At 69.2% G+C, this 19,842-nt stretch carries 17 protein-coding genes; 7 read left to right on the plus strand and 10 right to left on the minus strand.

Features of this window, described 5'->3' with window-relative positions:
• The first annotated feature begins 209 nt into the window (after nt 1–209).
• The 6 genes from AVKW3434_RS11815 (at nt 210) to AVKW3434_RS11840 (ending at nt 6,186) form a co-directional block, all read left to right on the plus strand.
• Nucleotides 210–983: an ABC transporter ATP-binding protein gene (locus AVKW3434_RS11815; RefSeq protein ID WP_272551665.1), complete on the plus strand. Its 774-nt coding sequence runs from the start codon at nt 210–212 to the stop codon at nt 981–983.
• Nucleotides 980–1,690 carry an ABC transporter ATP-binding protein gene (locus AVKW3434_RS11820; RefSeq protein ID WP_284405995.1) on the plus strand — a complete coding sequence of 237 codons (711 nt, stop codon included), beginning with the start codon at nt 980–982 and terminating at the stop codon, nt 1,688–1,690. The genes AVKW3434_RS11815 and AVKW3434_RS11820 overlap by 4 nt, the downstream gene beginning before the upstream one ends.
• An 84-nt stretch (nt 1,691–1,774) precedes the next feature.
• Nucleotides 1,775–2,974: an ABC transporter substrate-binding protein gene (locus AVKW3434_RS11825; RefSeq protein WP_272568000.1), complete on the plus strand. Its 1,200-nt coding sequence runs from the start codon at nt 1,775–1,777 to the stop codon at nt 2,972–2,974.
• Between the two features lie 50 nt (nt 2,975–3,024).
• Nucleotides 3,025–4,224: an ABC transporter substrate-binding protein gene (locus tag AVKW3434_RS11830; RefSeq protein ID WP_284405996.1), complete on the plus strand. Its 1,200-nt coding sequence runs from the start codon at nt 3,025–3,027 to the stop codon at nt 4,222–4,224.
• 69 nt (nt 4,225–4,293) lie between these two features.
• On the plus strand, nt 4,294–5,178 hold the full coding sequence (locus AVKW3434_RS11835; protein ID WP_272568004.1) for a branched-chain amino acid ABC transporter permease: 885 nt from the start codon (nt 4,294–4,296) through the stop codon (nt 5,176–5,178).
• A gap of 15 nt (nt 5,179–5,193) precedes the next feature.
• Complete coding sequence (locus AVKW3434_RS11840; RefSeq protein WP_272568006.1) at nt 5,194–6,186, plus strand: branched-chain amino acid ABC transporter permease; 993 nt, start codon at nt 5,194–5,196, stop codon at nt 6,184–6,186.
• Nucleotides 6,187–6,257: 71 nt separating this feature from the next.
• On the opposite strand, the gene AVKW3434_RS11845 is transcribed toward AVKW3434_RS11840, so the two are convergent.
• From AVKW3434_RS11845 to AVKW3434_RS11885, 9 genes are all read right to left on the minus strand, one after another.
• Entirely contained in the window at nt 6,258–7,385 is a 1,128-nt protein-coding gene (locus tag AVKW3434_RS11845) for a lipocalin-like domain-containing protein (protein ID WP_502869072.1), read from the minus strand.
• A gap of 237 nt (nt 7,386–7,622) precedes the next feature.
• Nucleotides 7,623–8,699, minus strand: a complete 1,077-nt coding sequence (locus AVKW3434_RS11850; RefSeq protein ID WP_284405998.1) for a tetratricopeptide repeat-containing glycosyltransferase — start codon at nt 8,697–8,699, stop codon at nt 7,623–7,625.
• Between the two features lie 56 nt (nt 8,700–8,755).
• The gene (locus AVKW3434_RS11855; RefSeq protein ID WP_284405999.1) at nt 8,756–9,946 is read right to left on the minus strand and encodes a collagen-like protein; all 1,191 of its coding nucleotides are present in this window, start codon (nt 9,944–9,946) and stop codon (nt 8,756–8,758) included.
• A 73-nt stretch (nt 9,947–10,019) separates the two neighbouring features.
• Nucleotides 10,020–10,727 carry an IPTL-CTERM sorting domain-containing protein gene (locus tag AVKW3434_RS11860; protein ID WP_284406000.1) on the minus strand — a complete coding sequence of 236 codons (708 nt, stop codon included), beginning with the start codon at nt 10,725–10,727 and terminating at the stop codon, nt 10,020–10,022.
• Nucleotides 10,728–10,959: 232 nt separating this feature from the next.
• A complete protein-coding gene (locus AVKW3434_RS11865; RefSeq protein WP_284406001.1) occupies nt 10,960–13,587 on the minus strand; it encodes an ABC transporter permease in 2,628 nt (875 codons plus the stop codon).
• Nucleotides 13,588–13,608: 21 nt separating this feature from the next.
• Nucleotides 13,609–14,334, minus strand: coding sequence for an ABC transporter ATP-binding protein (locus AVKW3434_RS11870; protein WP_284406002.1), 726 nt, complete (start codon nt 14,332–14,334; stop codon nt 13,609–13,611).
• Nucleotides 14,331–15,323 carry a tRNA (adenosine(37)-N6)-dimethylallyltransferase MiaA gene (gene miaA, locus AVKW3434_RS11875; RefSeq protein ID WP_284406003.1) on the minus strand — a complete coding sequence of 331 codons (993 nt, stop codon included), beginning with the start codon at nt 15,321–15,323 and terminating at the stop codon, nt 14,331–14,333. The genes AVKW3434_RS11870 and miaA overlap by 4 nt, the downstream gene beginning before the upstream one ends.
• Nucleotides 15,310–16,554 (minus strand): multidrug effflux MFS transporter, encoded by a 1,245-nt coding sequence (locus AVKW3434_RS11880; RefSeq protein WP_284406004.1) that lies wholly within the window; start codon nt 16,552–16,554, stop codon nt 15,310–15,312. Before AVKW3434_RS11880 ends, miaA begins: the two co-directional genes overlap by 14 nt.
• A gap of 72 nt (nt 16,555–16,626) precedes the next feature.
• Nucleotides 16,627–17,460, minus strand: a complete 834-nt coding sequence (locus tag AVKW3434_RS11885; RefSeq protein ID WP_284395498.1) for an alpha/beta hydrolase — start codon at nt 17,458–17,460, stop codon at nt 16,627–16,629.
• 451 nt (nt 17,461–17,911) lie between these two features.
• On the opposite strand from AVKW3434_RS11885, the gene AVKW3434_RS11890 reads away from it, so the two are divergent.
• Nucleotides 17,912–19,078, plus strand: coding sequence for a glycerophosphodiester phosphodiesterase (locus AVKW3434_RS11890; RefSeq protein WP_272568018.1), 1,167 nt, complete (start codon nt 17,912–17,914; stop codon nt 19,076–19,078).
• Between the two features lie 60 nt (nt 19,079–19,138).
• Here the strand turns inward: AVKW3434_RS11890 and AVKW3434_RS11895 are convergent, their stop codons facing one another.
• A complete protein-coding gene (locus tag AVKW3434_RS11895; RefSeq protein ID WP_272568019.1) occupies nt 19,139–19,828 on the minus strand; it encodes a PA4824 family protein in 690 nt (229 codons plus the stop codon).
• Between the last annotated feature and the right edge of the window lie 14 nt (nt 19,829–19,842).

The raw sequence follows: 19,842 nt of genomic DNA on the forward strand, positions 1-19,842 counted from the left end.
GGAAGGCTTGCGCCGGACCGCGCCCGGGCGTCCCCAGGGGGCGGTGCACGCCGGCCGGCCGGGTAGGCGTTTATACATAGGCATTTGTCCCAGTATCTGCGCAGCGGGGGCGCGCCTTAGGATGCGGTGCAACCTAACGCAGGCCAGGGTGCTTCGCTCCCCCGGGCGAAGCGCCCCGCCCAGCACCACCACGGAGCGGCCAAGGCGCAATGAGCGACGTCATTCTCGAAACCCACAGCCTGACCAAAGAGTTCAGAGGCTTCACCGCGGTCAGCGATGTCAATCTCGCGGTCCGCCGGGGCTCCATCCATGCGCTGATCGGCCCCAACGGCGCTGGCAAGACCACCTGCTTCAACCTGCTGACCAAGTTCCTGGAGCCGACCTCCGGCGTGATCCGGTTCAACGGCGAGGACATCACGCGCGAGCGGCCGGCGCTGATCGCCCGGCGCGGCGTGATCCGCTCGTTCCAGATCTCCGCCGTGTTCCCGCACCTCACGCTGCTGGAGAACGTGCGCATCGGCCTGCAGCGCAAGCTGGGCACGGCGTTCCACTTCTGGCGCAGCGAACGCAGCCTGCAGCAGCTGGACGGCCGCGCGATGGAACTGCTGGCCGAAGTGGGCCTGCAGGACCTGGCCGACGAGACCACCGTGAACCTACCCTACGGCCGCAAGCGCGCGCTGGAGATCGCCACCACGCTGGCCATGGAGCCCGAGTTGATGCTGCTGGACGAGCCCACGCAGGGCATGGGCCACGAGGACGTGGACCGAGTCACGCAGCTCATCAAGAAGGTCTCGGCCGGCCGCACCATCCTCATGGTGGAACACAACATGAAGGTGATCTCCACGATCGCCGACCGCATCACCGTGCTGCAGCGTGGCGCCGTGCTGGCCGAGGGGCCGTACGAAGAGGTCTCGCGCAACCCGCAGGTGATGGAGGCCTACATGGGCACCACGGACGGCCAGCTGCAAGGGGCCCACGCATGAGCGCGCCGGCCCTCGAAATCAGCGGTCTGCAGGCCTGGTACGGCGAGTCGCACGTGCTGCACGGCGTGGACATCACGGTGCAGCCCGGCGAGGTGGTGACCCTGCTGGGCCGCAACGGCGCGGGCCGCACGTCCACCATGCGCGCCGTGATGGGGCTGACGGGCGCCCGCAAGGGCTCCGTGCGCATCCACGGGCAGGAGACGATCCAGATGCCCACGCACCGCATCGCGCACCTGGGCGTGGGCTACTGCCCGGAAGAGCGCGGCATCTTTTCCAGCCTGTCGTGCGAAGAGAACCTGCTGCTGCCCCCGGTGCTCAAGACCGGCACGCAGGGCATGTCGGTCGACGAGATCTATGCCATGTTCCCCAACCTGGCCGAGCGCCGCCACAGCCAGGGCACGCGCCTGTCGGGCGGCGAGCAGCAGATGCTGGCGGTGGCGCGCATCCTGCGCACCGGGGCCAAGCTGCTGCTGCTCGACGAAATCTCCGAAGGCCTGGCGCCGGTGATCGTGCAGGCCCTGGCCCGCATGATCACCACGCTGCGCCAGAAGGGCTACACCGTGGTGATGGTGGAGCAGAACTTCCATTTCGCCGCGCCGCTGGCCGACCGCTTCTACGTGATGGAGCACGGCCGCATCGTGGAGCAGTTCGGCGCCACCGAGCTGCAGGCCAAGATGCCCGTGCTCAACGAGCTGCTGGGCGTCTGACCCGGCGCGGGACGGCTTCGACCACCGCCTTCGTCCCGAGCACCCCGATCCCCCTTTCCATCGAAGACCCAAGGAGACAACGACATGAAAAAAATGAACCTCAAGGCGCTCGCCGTGCTGCTGGGGGCCGCGGGCCTCGCGACGTTCTCCGCGCAGGCGCAGGACAAGGTGAAGATCGGCTTCATCACCGACATGTCCAGCCTGTACGCCGACGTGGAAGGCAAGAACGGCGCGGTGGCGATCCAGATGGCCATCGACGACTTCGGCGGCAAGGTACTGGGCCAGCCCATCGAACTGCTGAGCGCGGACCACCAGAACAAGGCCGACATCGCCGCGTCGAAGGCGCGCGAGTGGATCGACACGCAGGGCCTGACCATGCTGTTCGGCGGCACCAATTCGGGCACGGGCCTGGCGATGGCGAAGGTGGCGCAGGAGAAGAAGCGCGTGTTCATCGTCAACGGCGCGGGCTCCTCGGCGCTCACCAACGAGCAGTGCAGCCCCTACACGGTGCACTACGCCTACGACACCGTGGCGCTGGCCAAGGGCACGGGTGGCGCGATCGTGGGGCAGGGCGGCAAGGACTGGTTCTTCCTCACGGCGGACTATGCGTTCGGCGCCGCGCTGGAGGCCGACACAGCCAAGGTGGTCAAGGAAAAGGGCGGCAAGGTGGTGGGCAGCGTGAAGCACCCGATCAACGCGTCGGACTTCTCGTCCTTCCTCCTGCAGGCGCAGAACTCCAAGGCGCAGATCCTGGGCCTGGCGAACGCGGGCGGCGACACCATCAACGCCATCAAGGCCGCGCGCGAATTCGGCATCAACAAGACCATGAAGATGGCGGGCCTGCTGGTCTTCGTGACCGACATCCACAGCCTGGGCCTGAAGAACACCGAAGGCCTGCTGCTCACCACCAGCTGGGACTGGAACCTGGACGACAAGACCCGCGCCTTCGGCCGCAAGTTCTTCGCCAAGACCAAGCGCATGCCGACCGACATCCAGGCAGCCGACTACTCGGCCACCATGAACTACCTGAAGGCGGTGGAAGCCGCCAAGACGCTCGATGCCGACAAGGTGATGGAAAAGCTCAAGTCCACGCCCATCGACGACTTCTACGGCAAGGGCGTGATCCGCCCGGACGGCCGCTTCGCGCACGATATGTACCTGGTGCAGGTGAAGGCCCCGGCCGAATCCAAGGAGCCCTGGGACTACTACAAGGTCGTGAGCAAGCTGCCCGCGGACCAGGTGTGGACCACCAAGGCCGAGAGCAAATGCGCGCTGTGGAAATGAGCTGACGCGCACGATCGAAAAAAACACATCCGAGATCAGGAGACAAAGCCATGAAAAACAGACAACTCACCCGACTGGCCCTGGTGCTGGGCGCCCTGGGCCTGGCCGCATCGGCCGTGCAGGCGCAGGACAAGGTCAAGATCGGCTTCATCACCGACATGTCCAGCCTGTACGCCGACGTGGAAGGCAAGAACGGTGCGGTGGCGATCCAGATGGCCATCGACGACTTCGGCGGCAAGGTGCTTGGCATGCCCATCGAACTGATGAGCGCGGACCACCAGAACAAGGCCGACATCGCCGCGTCGAAGGCGCGCGAATGGATCGACACGCAAGGCCTGACCCTGGTGTTCGGCGGCACCAACTCGGGCACGGCCCTGGCCATGGCCAAGGTGGCGCAGGAGAAGAAGCGCGTGTTCATCAACAACGGCGCGGCCACCTCGGCACTCACCAACGAGCAGTGCAGCCCTTACACCGTGCACTACGCTTACGACACCGTGGCGCTGGCCAAGGGCACGGGCGCCACCATCGTCGATGGCGGCGGCAAGAGCTGGTTCTTCCTCACGGCGGACTATGCGTTCGGACATGCACTGGAGGCCGATGCGAGCACGGTGGTCAAGGCCAAGGGCGGCACGGTGGTGGGCAGCGTCAAGCACCCGCTCAACGCCTCGGACTTTTCGTCATTCCTGCTGCAGGCGCAGAACTCCAAGGCCCAGGTGCTGGGCCTGGCCAACGCGGGCGGCGACACCATCAATTCCATCAAGGCCGCCAAGGAGTTCGGCATCGGCAAGAGCATGAAGCTCGCCGGCCTGCTGATCTTCTTCAGCGACATCCACAGCCTGGGCCTCAAGACCACCGAGGGCCTGCAGTTCACGACGAGCTGGTATTGGGACCTGAACGACGACACGCGCAAGTTCGCCGACAAGTTCATGGAAAAGACCAAGCGCCGCCCTACCGAAATCCAGGCGGCCGACTACTCGGCCACCATGAACTACCTGAAGGCCGTCGAAGCCGCCAAGAGCACCGATGCCGACAAGGTGATGCAGGCCTGGCGCGGCATGAAGATGAACGACTTCTTCGGCACCGGCACGCTGCGCCCCGATGGCCGCTACGTGCACGACATGTACCTGATGCAGGTGAAGTCACCGGCCGAATCCAAGGGTGCATGGGACTACTACAAGCTCGTCAAGAAGCTGCCCGGCGAGGACGTGTTCGCCACCCAGGCCGAGAGCAAGTGCGCGGCCTGGAAATGACACCCATGACGCGCCGCCCGTTCCGCTGACCCTCCTTTTTCACCGCTTCACTGCCACTCGCGCCCTCCCATGCAAATCTTCGGTGTCTCACTGCCGGGCCTGTTGAGCCAGCTTCTGCTGGGGCTGGTCAACGGGTCGTTCTACGCCATCCTCAGCCTGGGGCTGGCGGTGATCTTCGGCCTGCTCAACGTGATCAACTTCGCGCACGGCGCGCTGTTCATGCTGGGCGCGATGCTCACCTGGATGGGCATGACCTACCTGGGCATCAACTACTGGGTGATGCTGTTGGCCGCGCCGGTGGTGGTGGGCATCCTGGGGGTGCTGATCGAGCGGCTGCTGCTGCGCTGGATCTACAAGCTCGACCATCTCTACGGCCTGCTGCTGACCCTGGGGCTCACGCTGCTGATCGAGGGGGTGTTCCGCTCCATCTACGGCGTCTCGGGGCTGGGGTACGACACGCCGGAACTGCTGGAAGGCGCGACCAACCTCGGCTTCATGATCCTGCCCAACTACCGCGCCTGGGTGGTGGTGGCCTCGCTCGTGGTGTGCGTGGGCACCTGGTACGTGATCGAAAAGACCAAGCTCGGCGCCTACCTGCGCGCCGGCACCGAAAACCCGCGGCTCGTGGAGGCCTTCGGCGTGAACGTGCCGGTGATGATCACGCTCACCTACGCGTTCGGCGCGGCGCTCGCCGCCTTCGCCGGCGTGCTGGCCGCGCCGGTCTATCAGGTCACGCCGCTCATGGGGCAGAACCTCATCATCGTGGTGTTCGCCGTGGTGGTGATCGGCGGCATGGGCTCGATCATGGGTTCGATCCTCACCGGGCTGGGCCTGGGCGTGATCGAAGGGTTCACCAAGGTGTTCTATCCCGAGGCTTCTTCCACCGTGGTGTTCGTCATCATGGTGATCGTTCTCCTCATCCGCCCCGCCGGCCTGTTCGGCAAAGAGAGATAAGCAGGGGCCGCACGCATGAACTCCCAAAAACTCGCCCCCATCGGCTACGGCCTGCTGCTCGCCGCCCTGCTGGCGGCGCCCTTCCTGGGCGCCTACCCGGTCTTCGTGATGAAGCTCATGTGCTTCGCGCTTTTCGCCTCGGCGTTCAACCTGCTGCTGGGCTACACCGGGCTGCTGTCGTTCGGCCACGCGGCCTTTTTGGGCGGCGCGGCCTACGTGGCCGGCCACGCCATCAAGGTCTGGGGACTCACGCCTGAACTGGGCCTGCTGGCCGGCACCGCCGGCGGCGCGCTGCTGGGGCTGCTGTTCGGCTGGCTGGCCATCCGGCGCCAGGGCATCTATTTCTCGATGATCACGCTGGCGCTGGCGCAGATGCTGTTCTTCGCCTGCCTGCAGGCGCCGTTCACGGGCGGGGAGGACGGCCTGCAGGGCGTGCCGCGCGGCAAGCTCTTCGGGCTCATCGACCTGTCCAGCGACCTCACCATGTACTACGTGGCGCTGGTGGTGGTGGTGCTGGCCTTCCTGCTCATCGTGCGCACCATCCACTCGCCGTTCGGCCAAGTGCTCAAGAGCATCAAGGAAAACGAGCCACGCGCCATTTCGCTGGGCTATGACACGCACCGCTTCAAGCTGCTGGCCTTCGTGATCTCGGCCGCGCTCGCCGGGCTGGCGGGCTCGCTCAAGACCCTGGTGCTGGGCTTCGCCACGCTGTCCGACGTGCATTGGACGGCCTCGGGCCAGGTCATCCTGATGACGCTGGTGGGCGGCCTGGGCACGCTGTCGGGCCCGCTGGTCGGGTCGGCCGTGGTCGTCCTGCTGGAAAACAAGATCGGCGAGTTTGGGCACCTGGTCGCCTCGATCACGGGCGTGGACTGGTTCAACACCCTGGGCGAGTCGGTCACCATGGTCACTGGCCTCATCTTCGTGGTGTGCGTGCTGGCCTTCCGCCGCGGGATCATGGGCGAGATCATCGCGCGCCTGCCGCGGCGCGCCGGGCGCAAGGCCTGAGCCGAAGGGGGCGTAAAGCGCGCGGGCTGCGCGGCTGACTCCGAGGTGGTGCGCATCGGCCCCTGTTGCGGCTACAGCCGCAACGGCCGGGCGTAGCCGGTCATCTCCAGGTAGCCGCGCCCCACAGCGCGGCCGGCCCCGTCCCGCAGTTCGCTCAGGCCCTCCCAGTAGATGGCGCCCGTCGAGGCTTGGCTGTCCAGCTCCTGCGCATCCAGCAGCGCATGCACTTCGAACGATCCGGCCGGCGTGTCCACGCGCCACTGCACCGGGTAGCGTGCCTGGCTGGCGGGGCTGGTCCAGTGGCGCTGCGGGGTGAACGCGACGGCCTGCGGCCCGAACACCTGCGTGGTGCCCCCGGCCGCACGCAGCGAGCCGCCGGCCCAGAGCGCCGAGCCATCGCCGCGCCGCAGGCGAAACGCCGTGAGCGCGCTGCCGTCCTGCAGGTTCATGCCGATCCAGTCCCAGCCCACGGCATCGGAGTGCACCAGCGCATCGCTCCATTCGTGGTCCAGCCAGGCGCGGTTGTCCAGGCTGTCGGGTGCCGCGGCCTCCAAGGCCATGCGCCGACCCGCGAGCTGCAGGTGCCCGGTCACGGCCATTTGAGGCTGGCTGTAGTAGTAGCTGGCCTGGGTGGCGTCCGGCCCCTTGCGCGACAGGCCCTGTGCGCCCTGCAGCAGCACGGGCTGCGTGGTGTCGAATTGGAGGTCCAGCGCGAAGTCGGCCGCGCGAACCTGGGCCGCATAGCGGCTCCCCGCACCGCGGGGAGTGCGAGCCAGCGTCCAGTCGCCCAGGCGGACGTCGGTGTCGGCTTCGTTGGCTCCGGCGATGCCGAATCCGGCGCGCGCGATGCGCTGGTCATGGTGCAGCGCGGCGCCGCCCAGGTCGGTCAGCGCGGCATGCGCGAACACCAGTTGTTTGGCGGCGAAGGTCGACTGCAGCGGCTGTGCGGCCTCGACCCGCGAGCGAAAGAACGTCACCTGAAACCCCCACAGCTGCCCCGCCGCGCGCGCCTGGCCGGTGATGTACCACCACTCGGTGCGCAGCGCCGGATGGCTGCCATGGTCCTGAGGGAACACCAGCGTGCGGGGCGCGAGGGCCTGGGCGGACAGCCAGGGCGCACCGCCCGCCAGGGCCGTGGCCGCCAACCAGGCGCGGCGTGTCCAGCCGGCGGGCGGGGCGGGGGGCGCCGGCAGTTTCATCGGGTGCATGGCAGGCGGCCTCGCGCACGCAGGGTGCGGAGGGTGGCAAGGGGGGGGACGAAAGCAGGCAGGGGCATCCAGCCATTGTCACCGCGCGGAAAAAAGCAGTTGGCGCAGACCGATCGGTGCCTGCACGTGGCCGGCCCCATGGCGCGGTGGCTGGGGTTGGCAGACCGTCTCGTGGTGGGTGGCCGGCAGGGGCGCCGCAGCGCCTGCGACCGTTCCGTCAGCGGGGCATCACAGCCTGTAGAACGTGCGATTGGCCTGCATGCGCGCGGACTCCGATGCCGGAAAGCGCTGGTCGCGCAGCAGTTGGCGCAAGGCGTCCCGGCCCTGGTCCTGCGCGCCGGGGGCGTAGAAGGAACTGACGGCCAGTTCATCCAGCGCGCGCCAGGCATACACCGCGCCGTCCACGAACAGGATGTCCGCCGGCCTCGGGATGCGAGCGGCCTGCTGGGCATACAGGTGCGCCAGCGCGAACTCCGACCGCAGGCGGTGGTAGCGCGCCAGCTCGCACAGCGGTTCGGCGCGCTGGGGCCGCTGTGTGTAGGCGGCGAGGTAGGCGTCGCGCACCGCGCTGTCGGGCATCTGCAGGCGCTCGGTCAGCACCGCCACCTGGAAAAGCGCGTACCAGGATTCCTCTTCCCAGCCGCCCATGCCGGCGCGGCGGCGGTACCACTCCAGGCTGTCCTGCAGGCGGCCCGCGTCGCGGTAGCTTTGCGCCAGATAGAACACATTGCGGGTGTTGTCCGGGTGCTCCCGCAGGTCCTGCTCCAGCACCGCGATGTCGCGCAGGTAGGTGTCGGGATCGCGCCCGCGCGCGCCGTCATGGGCCACCTCGATGACCGGGCCCGCCAGCGTCTGCCAGGGCCCGTGCGCGGGCGCGGCCAGGTATTCGTGCAGCACGCCTTCCCAGCGCCAGTCCACGCGCGTGGCCACCATGCTGTTGCGCTGGTACTCCCAGCCGTTCATGTCGCACAGGAAGAGGTAGCCGTCCGCGTCGAGCGCAGGCCACCGGTACTGCGCCGGCATGCGCAGCTGCTCATCGGCGTCGATGAACAGCAGGTAGTCGGCGTGCGGCCGGGCCAGTTCCAGGGCTTCGTTGCGGTTGTGTGCGAAGTTCTTCCAAGGGCGCTCGTGCAGGGTGCCGGGAAGGTCCTGCAGGAAGCGGCGAACGATGTCCTGCGTGCCGTCTGTGGAGCCCGTGTCCACGATGACCCAATGGTCAATGAACGGCCGCACCGAAGCGAGGCACCGGGTGATCACCGGTGCCTCGTTCTTCACGATCATGTTCAGGCAGATGCGAGGGCGCATGTTGCAGCGCAAGTCAGTGGCTGCGCCGCCGCAGTCCAGCGGACCGGGTCAATGGCTCATTCGCAGTAGACCGTGGCCGACAGAATGCCTTGGATAGAGGCCCCGCCGTTCTGAAATCCGCCACCATTGGTCGTGCTGACCTGCAATGCCACGGTGTCCGTGCTGGTGTCCAGCGTCACGGCCGAACTGCTGGTGCAGGTTGCTGCCCGGGTGGCTGCGACTGTGCAGGCAAGCGCTGTGGCCGTGCCGGTACGAAACAGAGTCACTGTCATGGCCAGTGGCGTGCCTGAATTGTCGGTGTAGTTGCGCACATACAGGGACTTGGTAGTACAGGTCTTGTACACCGGTGATGAGACATTGGCGTAGGTGGTCGGATTGACCAGGCATCCGCTGGCCGCTCCGCCGCTACAGCCCGAAAAATCAAAACCACCCCCCCCGAGTCCGCTCACTCCCATGGGAACGAACAGTGTCGTTGCCGTGGTAGCGGGAAGTACGGCTGCGGTATTCCACATCAAGCCGCCTCCAACGCCTGTGGCACCGGTTGCGCCTGTGGCACCGGTCGCGCCCGTGGTTCCCGTCGCGCCGGTGGCACCCGTCGGCCCCGTAACGCCCTGGATGCCCTGAACCCCTTGATTGCCTTGAGTACCCTGAGGCCCGGTCGGCCCCGTCGGCCCCGTCGTGCCGGTGGGGCCCGTCGCACCGGTCACGCCCGTGGCGCCCGTGACACCGGTCGGACCTGTCGCCCCCGTCACGCCCGTGGCGCCGGTCGTGCCCGTGGCCCCGGTCGTCCCTGTCGCGCCGGTGGCTCCCGTCACGCCGGTCGCACCCGTGACGCCAGTGGCACCGGTGACCCCCGTGGCGCCTGTCGCACCCGCGCCGGTGGCACCCGTCACCCCGGTAGCTCCCACCGGGCCCGTCGCGCCGGTGGGGCCGGTGGCCCCCGTGGCTCCGGTGGCGCCCGTCGCGCCGGTGCCCACACCTGGGGCGCATTGCGTCAGTTGGCCCGTGGCGGCGTTGTAGCAAGTCAGGCTGGCGTTGGTGGGCGAGGCGGACAGGCCGGGCACATAGACCTCACCCGTGCCTTGCACGCGCAGGCGTTCCTGGCCGCCCTGGCCTTTGACGACGAACCCTCCGCCGGCAGGGGGCGTGACGGTGATGTCCGCGGCCAGCACACCGGCGGCATGCAGGGCCAGGACGGAACTCAGTGCGGGAACGGCCCAGTAGCGGTGCGGGCGACTCTTGGACATGGTGAAACCCTCTCTTGTCTAGCAGTGTGTTGAATGTCTTTTTTCCAGCGGTTGGATCCGCTGGCGATGCCCGTCAGCTGATCCGGCGGGAAGGGGCTGCGATGTCGCGCCGCTTCCAGAACATGGCCATGCCGATCAGCAGCGAAAGCAGCATCAGGCCGTACTCGCTGAGGGTGGGAATGGCGGCCAGGTTGGGCAATGCACCCAGTTGAACAGTGCCGGTCACCGTGGCGAAGTTGCGCACCACGGTGGCGTTGGGGCCCAGGTTGACCACGGCCGTCGTGCCGTTGGACGACACGAGCTGCACGTTCTGTCCCGGAGCGCCCTGCACGGTGAGCGTGCCCAGCACGGTGATGTTGGTGCCGGCGGGCAGCACGAAGGTGCGGCCGGTGGTGCTGGACAGCGTCAGATTCTGGAACACGAAGTTGCCGCTGATCTGGCTGGTGTTGCCGGGATCGCAGCCGTCGCGCAGCACCACGGTGTTGTTGCCGGTATTGATGTTGCCGCCGGAGATGAGGTTGCCGCCCACCGAGATCACACCATTGCTGCCCGTGACGTTGGAGCCCGAGCTGAAGGTGGCGTCGGTGTCCACGGTCACCGTGCCGCCATTGAGGTTCAGCGTGCCTTGCATGTCGAGCGCGGAGCAGCCCAGATCCGTCTGGCCTCCCGCGGGAACGTCGAGCGACGAACCGGGTGGAAAGACCCATTGCGCGGCAGCGGGGCTGCACAGGACCAAAGCGGTCGTCAACCCAACCAGGAGCCGCCCGAGTGCTTGTTTCATACCGAATTCCTTGATTTGACCGGATAGGCTCGACGACCGGGTCACTCCTGCCCGGTCAGCCATGTCCGTGAGAGTCCGCTTTGCGGTTTTCTAATTGACTATCGACACCGAATCATCGCTAAATAAATACTGTCTTGCAAACAAAATTTAACGCCTGTGACGATGGTGCATCACTCGGGAAAACGCCCATGGCGAAGGCAGATCCCGCTTTCGTTGATGCAGGTCAGCCCGCCTACCAGTCTTCCTTCACGGCCAGCACCGCCTGCCGTCCCCCGGCCGCGCGCCCCGCCAGCCAGGCGGTCAGGGTGCCGGTGGCCAGCACGGCGGCGCAAAGGGCCAGCAACCGCAGCCAGGGCACCCGCAGGTCCATGGTCCAGTGAAAGCTCTGGGGGTTGACGACGTGCACCAGCACCACCGACACGGCCAGGCCCAGCACGGTGCCCGCGACGGCGCCGATGGCGGTCCACGCGGCGCCTTCCCCGGCCACCACGGCCAGCACCTGCCGGCGCGTCAGGCCCAGGTGCGCGAGCAGCCCGAATTCCTTGCGCCGCGCCAGCACCTGGGCGCTGAAGCTGGCGGCCACGCCGAACAGGCCGATGCCGATCGCCACCGCCTGCAGCCAGTAGGTGACGGCAAAGCTGCGGTCGAAGATGCGCAGCGAGCGCTCGCGGATGCCCGCCGCCGAGGCGAATTCCAGCGCGCCCCCCGCCGAGATCGCCGTGCCGCTCGCTGTCGCTGCGTCCGATGGGGCACTGACCAGCCGCTCGATCGACTGGCGCAGCGCCGCCTCGTCCACACCCGGCCGTGGCCACAGCGCCAGGTCGTTCGTGCGCGTGTCGCCGGTCAGGCGCACGAAGTCCGCACGGTCCAGCGTCACCGCGCCGAACTGGCGCACATAGTCGCGCCAGACGCCTGCTATGAAAAACGGAGCAACCTGCCGGGAGCTTTCTTGCGCCAGCGGCCGAAAAGACTGCGAAAGCGCTGGCCAGTCCATGCCGGGCTGCACGCCGTACAGGTCGAGCACCGCCTCGCTCACGTACACGCCGATGCGCCCCGGCGGCACGGGCAGCGGTGTGCCCACCAGCGGCAGCGCCTGGGCCGGGTCGCCGTCCAGCGGGCGGGCCAGCAGTGCGATGGCGGGGCGGGCGGGGTCCAGCAAGAGGCTGCTGGTGCGCAGGGCTTGCACGCGCGCCACGCCCGGCAGCCGGGCCACCGCGGTGTCGAACCCGGGGGGAAAGGCCGCGGCATCGTCCGTCCCGGCGTTGGTCCCCGCCGTGCTGGCCAGACGCAGGTAGAGCGGCGCGGGCAGCACCGCATCCAGCCACTGGCCGACCGATCCGCGAAAGCTGCTCACCATCACCGTGAGCGCCACGGCCAGGCTCAGGCTGGCCACCACGCCGCCCACCGCCACGGCGGCGGTGCCACGCGTGCGGCGCGCGCGCTCCAGCGCCAGCAAGGGCAGCAGGTGCCGCCCGGCCAGGGGGGCCAGCCCGCGCAGCAGCCCGCCCACGATCCACGGCAGCAGGGCAATGCCGCCCACCAGCAAAAGGCCCACCGAGGCATAGGCGGCCAGCGGAATGCCGAAGACGGGCGGCGCGCCGGCCAACAGTGCGCCGCCAGCCATCAGCAGCAACGCCAGCCCACCGCGCTGCGGTCCGCCCAGTGCTGCGCCCAGGCCCTTGAGCGTCTGCGCGGGCGGCAATTGCTGGGCCGCGCGGGCCGGCCACCAGCCGCCCACGAGCGCTGCGGCCAGGCCCAGCAGGCCATACAGCAGCGCGGCCGGCGCGCTCCATTGCAGGGCCGGCTGCACGCCGGCGAAGTAGCCGCCGCCCAGATCGCCGCCGAGCCAGCGCAGCGCCAGCGCTGCCAGCGCCGTGCCCAGCGCGATGCCCGCGGCACTGCCCGCCGCGCCCAGCGCCGCCGACTCGGCCAGCACCAGGGCCAGCCGCTGTCGGGGCGTGGCGCCCAGCACGGCCAGCAGGGCGAACTGCGGCGCGCGCTGCGCCACGCTCAGGGCCAGCACCGAGAACACTAGGAAGGCCCCGGTGAACAGCGCCACCAGTGCCAGCACGGTCAGGTTGACGCGGTAGGCGCGCGACAGATTGCTGGTGCGCGCGGTGGCATCCCCGGGCTGCAGCACGGCCACGCCGGCCGATGCGCCGGGCAGGGCCTGCAGCGCCTGGCGGAAGGCGTCGGCACTGGCGCCGGGGCGCAACTGCACGTCGATGCGGCTCAGTTGCCCGCCGCGCTGGAACAGGTCCTGCGCCGCGCCGATGTCCATCACGGCCAGCGGCGCGCCGCCCGCAGCCACCGTGCCCGCCACGCGCACCGTGTGCACCTGCAGGCCCGTGCGCAGCTGCAGTGCCGGCACCACGGCATCGCCGCGCAGCCCGAGTGCCTGCAGGGCCGCGCCGTTCAGAAACACCGTGGCCGGCGCCAGCAGCGCCAGCCGGTCGGCGCCTTCGAAGGCCCGGGGCACCAGGGCGGGGGCCATCGCCGGCAGCAGCAACGCGTCGGCGCCCAGCACGCGCAAGGCCACCGCCGCGGACCCCGCCGTTCCGGGCAGGCTGGCCTGGGCGGACGTTTCCAGCACCGGCCCGGCGCGTGCCACCAGCGGATGCGTGGCGACCAGGCCATACAGCGCGTCGGGCAGGCTGCCCTGGGTGGCGCGCAGTTCCAGGTCGGGCTGGCCGTTGATGCTGCGCACGGCCTGCGCGAACTCGGACAGGGCCGATGCATTGATCACATGCACCGCGAAGGCCAACGCCACGCCCAGCATGACGGCGGCCACGGCGGCTGCGGCGCGCCAGGGGTGGTGGCGCATTTCCTGCCAGGAGAAGGTGCGCAGCAGGCGGAGCATCAGAATGGAGGGCGGTGCCGGTCAGGTCGTGGGCGGCACAACCGGACCGGGTTGGCCGGCGGAAGGTGCCATGCCACTGGCCGTGAGGCGCAGCCGCCGGTCCGCCCGGGCTGCGGCGGCGTCCGAATGGGTGACCAGGACCAGCGCCGTGCCGTGTTCGCGCGTCTGGGCCAGCAGCAGGTCCATCACGCGGGCGGCCGTGGCGGGATCGAGGTTGCCCGTGGGCTCGTCGGCCAGCAGCAGGGCGGGGCGGTGCACCAGCGCGCGGGCGATGGCCACGCGCTGCAGTTGTCCGCCGCTCAGTTGCTGGGGCAGGCGATCGCCCAGGCCCTCCAGGCCCACGGCGGCCAGCATGTGTGCCACCCGTGCCGGATCGGCACGGCCCAGCAGCATGAGCGGCAGGGCCACGTTCTGCGCCACGTCCAGGTGCGGCAGCACGTGGAAGGCCTGAAACACGAAGCCCACGTGCGCGCGCCGCCAAAGGGCGCGCTGCGTGTCGTCCAGCGTGGACAGGTCGGTGCCGCCGTGCACGATGCGGCCCGTGTCCCAGGTATCGAGGCCCGCGAGGCAGTTGAGCAGCGTGGACTTGCCCACACCCGATTCGCCCACGATGGCCACGAACTCGCCGGGGTGTACGGCCAGGTCCACCTGCGCGAACACGTCGGCCTCGCCGTAGCGCTTGCCCAACTGTTCGACGCGCAGCACGGCGGTCGCCGGGCCTGCGTTGCTGTGCGGTGCGGCGCTCATGCCGCGGCCTGGTCGGCCAGCCGCCGGTGCACGGCCTGCACCAGCCGCTCGGTGGCGCCGGGGGCATCGCAGGGGATGGCGTGGCGTGCCGGCATGCTGCGCAGCCAGGTCACCTGGCGCTTGGCCAGTTGGCGGGTGGCGGCCATGCCGCGCTCGCGCAGGCCGGCCAGGTCCAGCGCGCCGGTGGCCGCCTCGGCATCCAGCACCTCCCAGGCCTGACGGTAGCCCACGCAGCGCATGGAGGGTAGGTCGGGGTGCAGGTCGCCGCGCGCCCGAAGCCGGCGCACTTCATCGACGAAGCCCGTGTCCAGCATGGCGTCGAAGCGCTGGGCGATGCGCCCGTGCAGCCAGGCGCGGTCTTCGGGTTCCAGAGAGAAAAGGGCATCCACCGCCGTATTGGCGCCGTCTTCTGCTCCTTTTTTAATCGTATGAAAGCTCGACAGCGGCTGCCCTGCGATGCGCCACACCTCCAGCGCGCGCTGGATGCGCTGGCTGTCGGCCGGTGCCAGGCGCGCCGCTGTGATCGGGTCCACGCGGGCCAGTTCGGCGTGCATGCCGGGCCAGCCGATGGCGGCGGCCTGGGCCTCCAGTTCGGCGCGCACGGCGGGGTCGGCGGGCGGCATGTCGTCGATGCCGTCCAGCAGGGCCTTGAAGTACAGCATGGTGCCGCCCACCAGCAGCGGCAGCGCGCCGCGGGCGCGGATCTGCGCGATGAGGCGGGTCGCATCGGCCACGAACTCGGCCGCGCTGTACGCGTGCAACGGGTCGCGGATGTCGATCAGGTGGTGCGGCACCGCGGCCAGCTCGGCGGGCGTCGGCTTCGCCGTGCCGATGTCCATGCCGCGGTACACCAGCGCCGAATCGACGCTCACGATCTCCACCGGGCAATGCGGCGCCAGCGATGCGGCCAGCGCCAGGGCGCCCGCCGTCTTGCCCGAGGCGGTGGGGCCGGCCAGCGCGATGCAGGGCAGCGTTTCAGGCAGGCGCATGGGGCTCTCCGTGTCGTTGCACCAGCGTCCAGGCGGTCAGCGCCAGCGCGGCCGAGCAGGCCCACACGCCGTGCACCAGCGGCCACACGGTGCCGTCCAGCCGCGCGCCGACCCATCGGCCCACGGCAAAGGCCACCAGCATCATCATGAAGCCGTTCAGGGCCGAGGCCACGCCGGCCGCCTGTGGAAACGGGCCCACCGCACCGCTTTGCCCGCAGGGCTGGTGGATGCCATGCGCCACCATGAACACGCACATCGGCAGCAGCAGTGCCAGCGGCGCATGCCAGCCGGCGAAGGCCGCCACGGCCATCAGCGTGCCGCCGAGCAGGCTGACGGCGCCGGCCACCGCCACGGTGCGCCGCACGCCCAGGCGCGCGAGCAGCTGCCGGCAGAGCACCGTGCCCACCAGGTACGCCAGCGCGGTCGACAGCAGCACGGCGCCGTATTGCGGGCGCGACAGTCCCAGGGCCTCGATGAAGACGAACGACGATGCCGCCAGGAACGTGAACAGCCCGCCGTAGCTGGCCGTGGTCAGCAGCGAATAGGCCCAGAACGTGCGGTGCCGCAGCACCGTGGCCCAGGTGCGTGCCAGCGTGGCCGGCCGCAGGGCGTGTGGGTTGCGCTGCGCCAGCGTCTCGGGCAGGCCCAGGGCGACCACGGCCAGCGTGGCCACACCATAGGCGGTGAGTGCCGAGAGCGCCGCGCGCCAGCCCAGCCACTCCGTCAGCAGCCCGCCCACCGGTGCGCACAGGCTGGCCGCGATGCCCAGCCCGGTGAGGGCCCGCGACATCGCGCGCGCGCCCAGTGCCGGCGTGTAGAGGTCGCGCACGATGGCGCGGGCGCACATCACCACCGCGCCCATGGCCGCGCCCTGCGCCACGCGCCAGCCGATCAGCCATTGCATCGACGGGGCGAGCACGCTCAGGATGGATGCCAGGGTGTAGATGGAAAGACCTGCCAGCAGCACCGGCCGTCGGCCGAAGCGGTCCGACAGCGGCCCCCAGACGAGTTGCGAGCACCCGAAGGCCAGCAGCAGCGCGCTGAGCGTGAGCTGGGCGGACGCCACGGGTGCGTCCAGGCTGCGCGTGAGGGAGGGCAGCGCAGGCAGGTAGAGATCGGTGGTGACGGGCTGCAGGCTCAGCAGCAGCGCGAGCACGGTGATGGCCAGACCCGGCGCGACGGCCACGGCCGGCGGCTCCTGGCCCGCCGCAGCGAAAGGGGGGACGGACATGCGGGCGAGCCTACCAGATGGGCGCCACCCGACCGGGAGCGCAGATGGCCGTCGCCGCGCACGCCGGCCGGATCAGTACACCTGGAACAGGTCCGCCAGCGCGGCGCGGTACTGCGGCTCGCCCACCGTGTTCGTGCTGTGGTGCGTGCCGCCTTCCACCAGCACGAAGCGCTTGGGTTCCTGCGCGGCGTCGTACAGCTTGCGGCCGAGGGTGGGCGGGATCAGGCTGTCGTCGCTGCCGTGCACCACCAGCAGCGGCGAGCCGATGTGGGCCACCTTGCGCGCCGACTCGAAGCGCTGCGTGATGAGGCCCGACACCGGCAGCCAACCCCATTTGAACGTGGCCACGACCTCGGGGATGTTGGTGAAGGTGCCTTCCACGATGGTGCCCTTCTCGTCGTTCACCATCGCCGCCAGGTCAATGGCGATGGCGCCGCCGAGAGAGTGGCCGAAGATGTAGCGCGGCTGGTCGGGCGCGCGCTGCGCAAGCCAGTCCCACGCGGCGCGGGCGTCCTCCAGGGCCGTGGTCTCCGACGGCAGGGCCGCGCTGCTGCGCCCGAAGCCGCGGTAATCGACCGCCAGCACCGAGAAGCCCATGCTCTGCATGCGCCGCATGCGGCCCGCCGATCCCGACACGTTCCAGCGCGCGCCGTGCAGGTACAGCAGCACGGGCGCATCGGCTTTGGCGGCCGGCAGCCACAGGCCGTGCAGCTTCTCGGCCTTGCCGGTGGCTTGCGAGTCGAATGCGATCCAGACATCTTCCATGTCGTCGGTGGACTGGGCACCGCCCCAGGCACGGTCGCTGGGCTGGAAGATCCACTCGCGCTGCTTGGCGTCGAGGGTGGCGCAACCTGCCGTGACGGCCATGGCGAGGGCGATGGATGAAAGGAGGGGCCAGCGTTTCATGGGTAGGACTGAGTGCCGCGGTGTCGGGAAAGTTCTATGGCAGTGTTTCAGCGGGTATGCCGGCGTTTTGATTGCCTTGATTGCTCACTTTTCAATAGCAAATCGGGAAATCTCCGGCTTTTCCGGCTTTTGCAAGAAACGCGCCCGTCGATGCGCTTTGTTACATCCGGATTGTGCTGGAGAGATGGCCTGATTTCGGCACCGCTGCCCAGGGCCGGAGCCCGGAAAAGCGCTGATTGACGCTGCAGCGCAGCATCGATAGGCCGTGACGGCTGGACGGGGTGGCCCGTAGGATGCGCACTCCGGTGCAAGGTGGGGCAACAACGCACAACAACGGTGCGTTCGGCGCCGAGATACCGCTGCGGCGACAAAGTTCCCCGAGTCACCGTCCTGTCATGTGGCGCCTCCACAGTGGCGCACTTCAACGATCAACGATCAACGAGGTAAAGCAATGCACCTGTCTGGTTTCAAAGGGGCCGCGCTGGCCCTGGCCGCCGCTGCCGCCCTGGCCGCCTGTGGCGGCAACGACGATGATTTCCCCACGCTGAACGGCGCCAAGCCCTTGGTGATCGGCCACCGCGGTGCCGCCGGCTACCTGCCGGACCACACGCTGGAAGGCTACAAGAAGGGCATCGAGCTGGGCGCGGACTTCATCGAACCGGACCTCGTGGCCACCAAGGACGGCGTGCTGATCGCACGGCACGAACCCAACATCACCGGCACCACCGACGTGTCGCAGCGCCCGGAATTCGCCAGCCGCAAGACCAAGAAGATGGTCGATGGCGTTCAGGAAGAAGGCTGGTTCGCCTCCGACTTCACCCTGGCCGAGATCAAGACCCTGCGCGCCATCCAGCCCCTGGCCGAGCGCGACCAGTCGTTCAACGGCAAGTACCAGATCCCGACGCTGGCCGAGGTGCTGGACCTCGCCCGGTCCGAAGGCACGCGCGTGGGCCGCACCGTGGGCGTGTACATCGAAACCAAGCACCCCACCTACCACGCCAACCTGAACCTCAAGCTCGAGGACCGGCTGCTCACCACGCTCTCGCAGTACGGCTACACCACCGCGGCGTCCCCCGTCATCCTGCAGTCGTTCGAAGTGTCCAACCTCAAGTACCTGCGCACCAAGACCCAGGTGCGCCTGGTGCAGCTGGTGGACGCCAACGACATCAAGGCCGACGGCAGCATGGACCTGACCGCGCCCTACGACAAACCCTACGACTTCGCCGTGGCCGGCGACCAGCGCACCTTCGCCAGCCTGCTGACCCCTGCGGGCTTGAAGGAGGTCAAGACCTATGCGGACGGCATCGGCCCATGGAAGCCGTACCTGATCCCCTCGAAGCTGGTGGATGACAACAAGGACGGCCAGCCCGACGACCTGAACGGCGACGGCAAGATCGACGAGCGCGACCGCGTGATGATGCCCGCGACCTCCGTCGTGTCCGACGCGCACGCGGCCGGCCTCTTCGTGCACCCGTACACCTTCCGCAGCGAGGCGCGCCGCCTGGCTTCCGACTTCAAGGGCGACCCGAAGGCCGAATACCGCATGTTCTACCGCCTGGGCGTGGACGGCGTGTTCGCGGACTTCCCCGACCACGCCAAGGCGGCGCGGGACGACTGATCCGTCGGTCGACGGCCTGCCGGCAGCAGCGTCGCCGGCGGGCCATCGTTTCGGGGTGCGTCAGAAGCTGTGCTTGACGCCGATGCTCAGCAGGGTCCTGCCTTGCCGGCGCCCGACGACCCCATCCAGTTGCCAGCCCGGCGTCCATTCCCACAGTGCGCCGGTCTGGAACGTGGGCGGACCGCCGCGCTGGCCGAACGCCTCGATGTGCGCCGTGACCGCGCCCCAGGTGGATTCGACGGCGGCGCCCCAGGTGGGCAGCCAGCGGTGATCGGGCGTGTGCAGCGTGCCGGCATTGGCGTGCACGGCCCCCCAGCTGGCGATGCAGGTGCCCAGCAGGTTGAGGGCCCGCGTGCTGCGCGGCTCCCGGTGGGTGTGCCACAGGCCCACGCTGCTGGCCGCATGGCAGCCTTGCTCGGGCGGCGGCGTCCACTGCCATTTGGCCACCACGCTTTGCACCGTGGCGCGGCCGTCCAGATCGCGCGCCAGCAGGGCGCCCAGCTCCAGGCCCGGCAGCGCCGCCGGGGCATAGGCCGGCGCTGCATAGAAGGCGCCGCGGTCGCGGTGCACGCCTTCCCACCACACCTCTACATGCCCTTCGCCAGGGGCATTCACCCCCGCGTCGTCGACCGTGAGGGGCCGCCCCGCGTGGGCCGGCAGCGTGAGGGCGGCGATGGTCGCCAGGGCTGCCACGCCATAGCCCTGGCACGCGGAGCGAAGGTGATGGGGGTGGTGGCGGCGCAGTGGCATGGGTGGAATCCGTA

The sequence above is a fragment of the Acidovorax sp. SUPP3434 genome (assembly GCF_030159015.1).
Lineage (GTDB): Bacteria > Pseudomonadota > Gammaproteobacteria > Burkholderiales > Burkholderiaceae_C > Paracidovorax.

Coding starts and splice junctions, on each gene's coding strand:
- AVKW3434_RS11855 (WP_284405999.1), bottom strand. CDS start 9,946: ATGTCCAAGAGTCGCCCGCACCGCTACTGGGCCGTTCCCGCACTGAGT.
- AVKW3434_RS11820 (WP_284405995.1), top strand. CDS start 980: ATGAGCGCGCCGGCCCTCGAAATCAGCGGTCTGCAGGCCTGGTACGGC.
- AVKW3434_RS11865 (WP_284406001.1), bottom strand. CDS start 13,587: ATGCTCCGCCTGCTGCGCACCTTCTCCTGGCAGGAAATGCGCCACCAC.
- AVKW3434_RS11880 (WP_284406004.1), bottom strand. CDS start 16,554: ATGTCCGTCCCCCCTTTCGCTGCGGCGGGCCAGGAGCCGCCGGCCGTG.
- AVKW3434_RS11830 (WP_284405996.1), top strand. CDS start 3,025: ATGAAAAACAGACAACTCACCCGACTGGCCCTGGTGCTGGGCGCCCTG.
- AVKW3434_RS11870 (WP_284406002.1), bottom strand. CDS start 14,334: ATGAGCGCCGCACCGCACAGCAACGCAGGCCCGGCGACCGCCGTGCTG.
- AVKW3434_RS11840 (WP_272568006.1), top strand. CDS start 5,194: ATGAACTCCCAAAAACTCGCCCCCATCGGCTACGGCCTGCTGCTCGCC.
- miaA (WP_284406003.1), bottom strand. CDS start 15,323: ATGCGCCTGCCTGAAACGCTGCCCTGCATCGCGCTGGCCGGCCCCACC.
- AVKW3434_RS11825 (WP_272568000.1), top strand. CDS start 1,775: ATGAAAAAAATGAACCTCAAGGCGCTCGCCGTGCTGCTGGGGGCCGCG.
- AVKW3434_RS11860 (WP_284406000.1), bottom strand. CDS start 10,727: ATGAAACAAGCACTCGGGCGGCTCCTGGTTGGGTTGACGACCGCTTTG.
- AVKW3434_RS11890 (WP_272568018.1), top strand. CDS start 17,912: ATGCACCTGTCTGGTTTCAAAGGGGCCGCGCTGGCCCTGGCCGCCGCT.
- AVKW3434_RS11895 (WP_272568019.1), bottom strand. CDS start 19,828: ATGCCACTGCGCCGCCACCACCCCCATCACCTTCGCTCCGCGTGCCAG.
- AVKW3434_RS11850 (WP_284405998.1), bottom strand. CDS start 8,699: ATGCGCCCTCGCATCTGCCTGAACATGATCGTGAAGAACGAGGCACCG.
- AVKW3434_RS11835 (WP_272568004.1), top strand. CDS start 4,294: ATGCAAATCTTCGGTGTCTCACTGCCGGGCCTGTTGAGCCAGCTTCTG.
- AVKW3434_RS11815 (WP_272551665.1), top strand. CDS start 210: ATGAGCGACGTCATTCTCGAAACCCACAGCCTGACCAAAGAGTTCAGA.
- AVKW3434_RS11845 (WP_502869072.1), bottom strand. CDS start 7,385: ATGAAACTGCCGGCGCCCCCCGCCCCGCCCGCCGGCTGGACACGCCGC.
- AVKW3434_RS11885 (WP_284395498.1), bottom strand. CDS start 17,460: ATGAAACGCTGGCCCCTCCTTTCATCCATCGCCCTCGCCATGGCCGTC.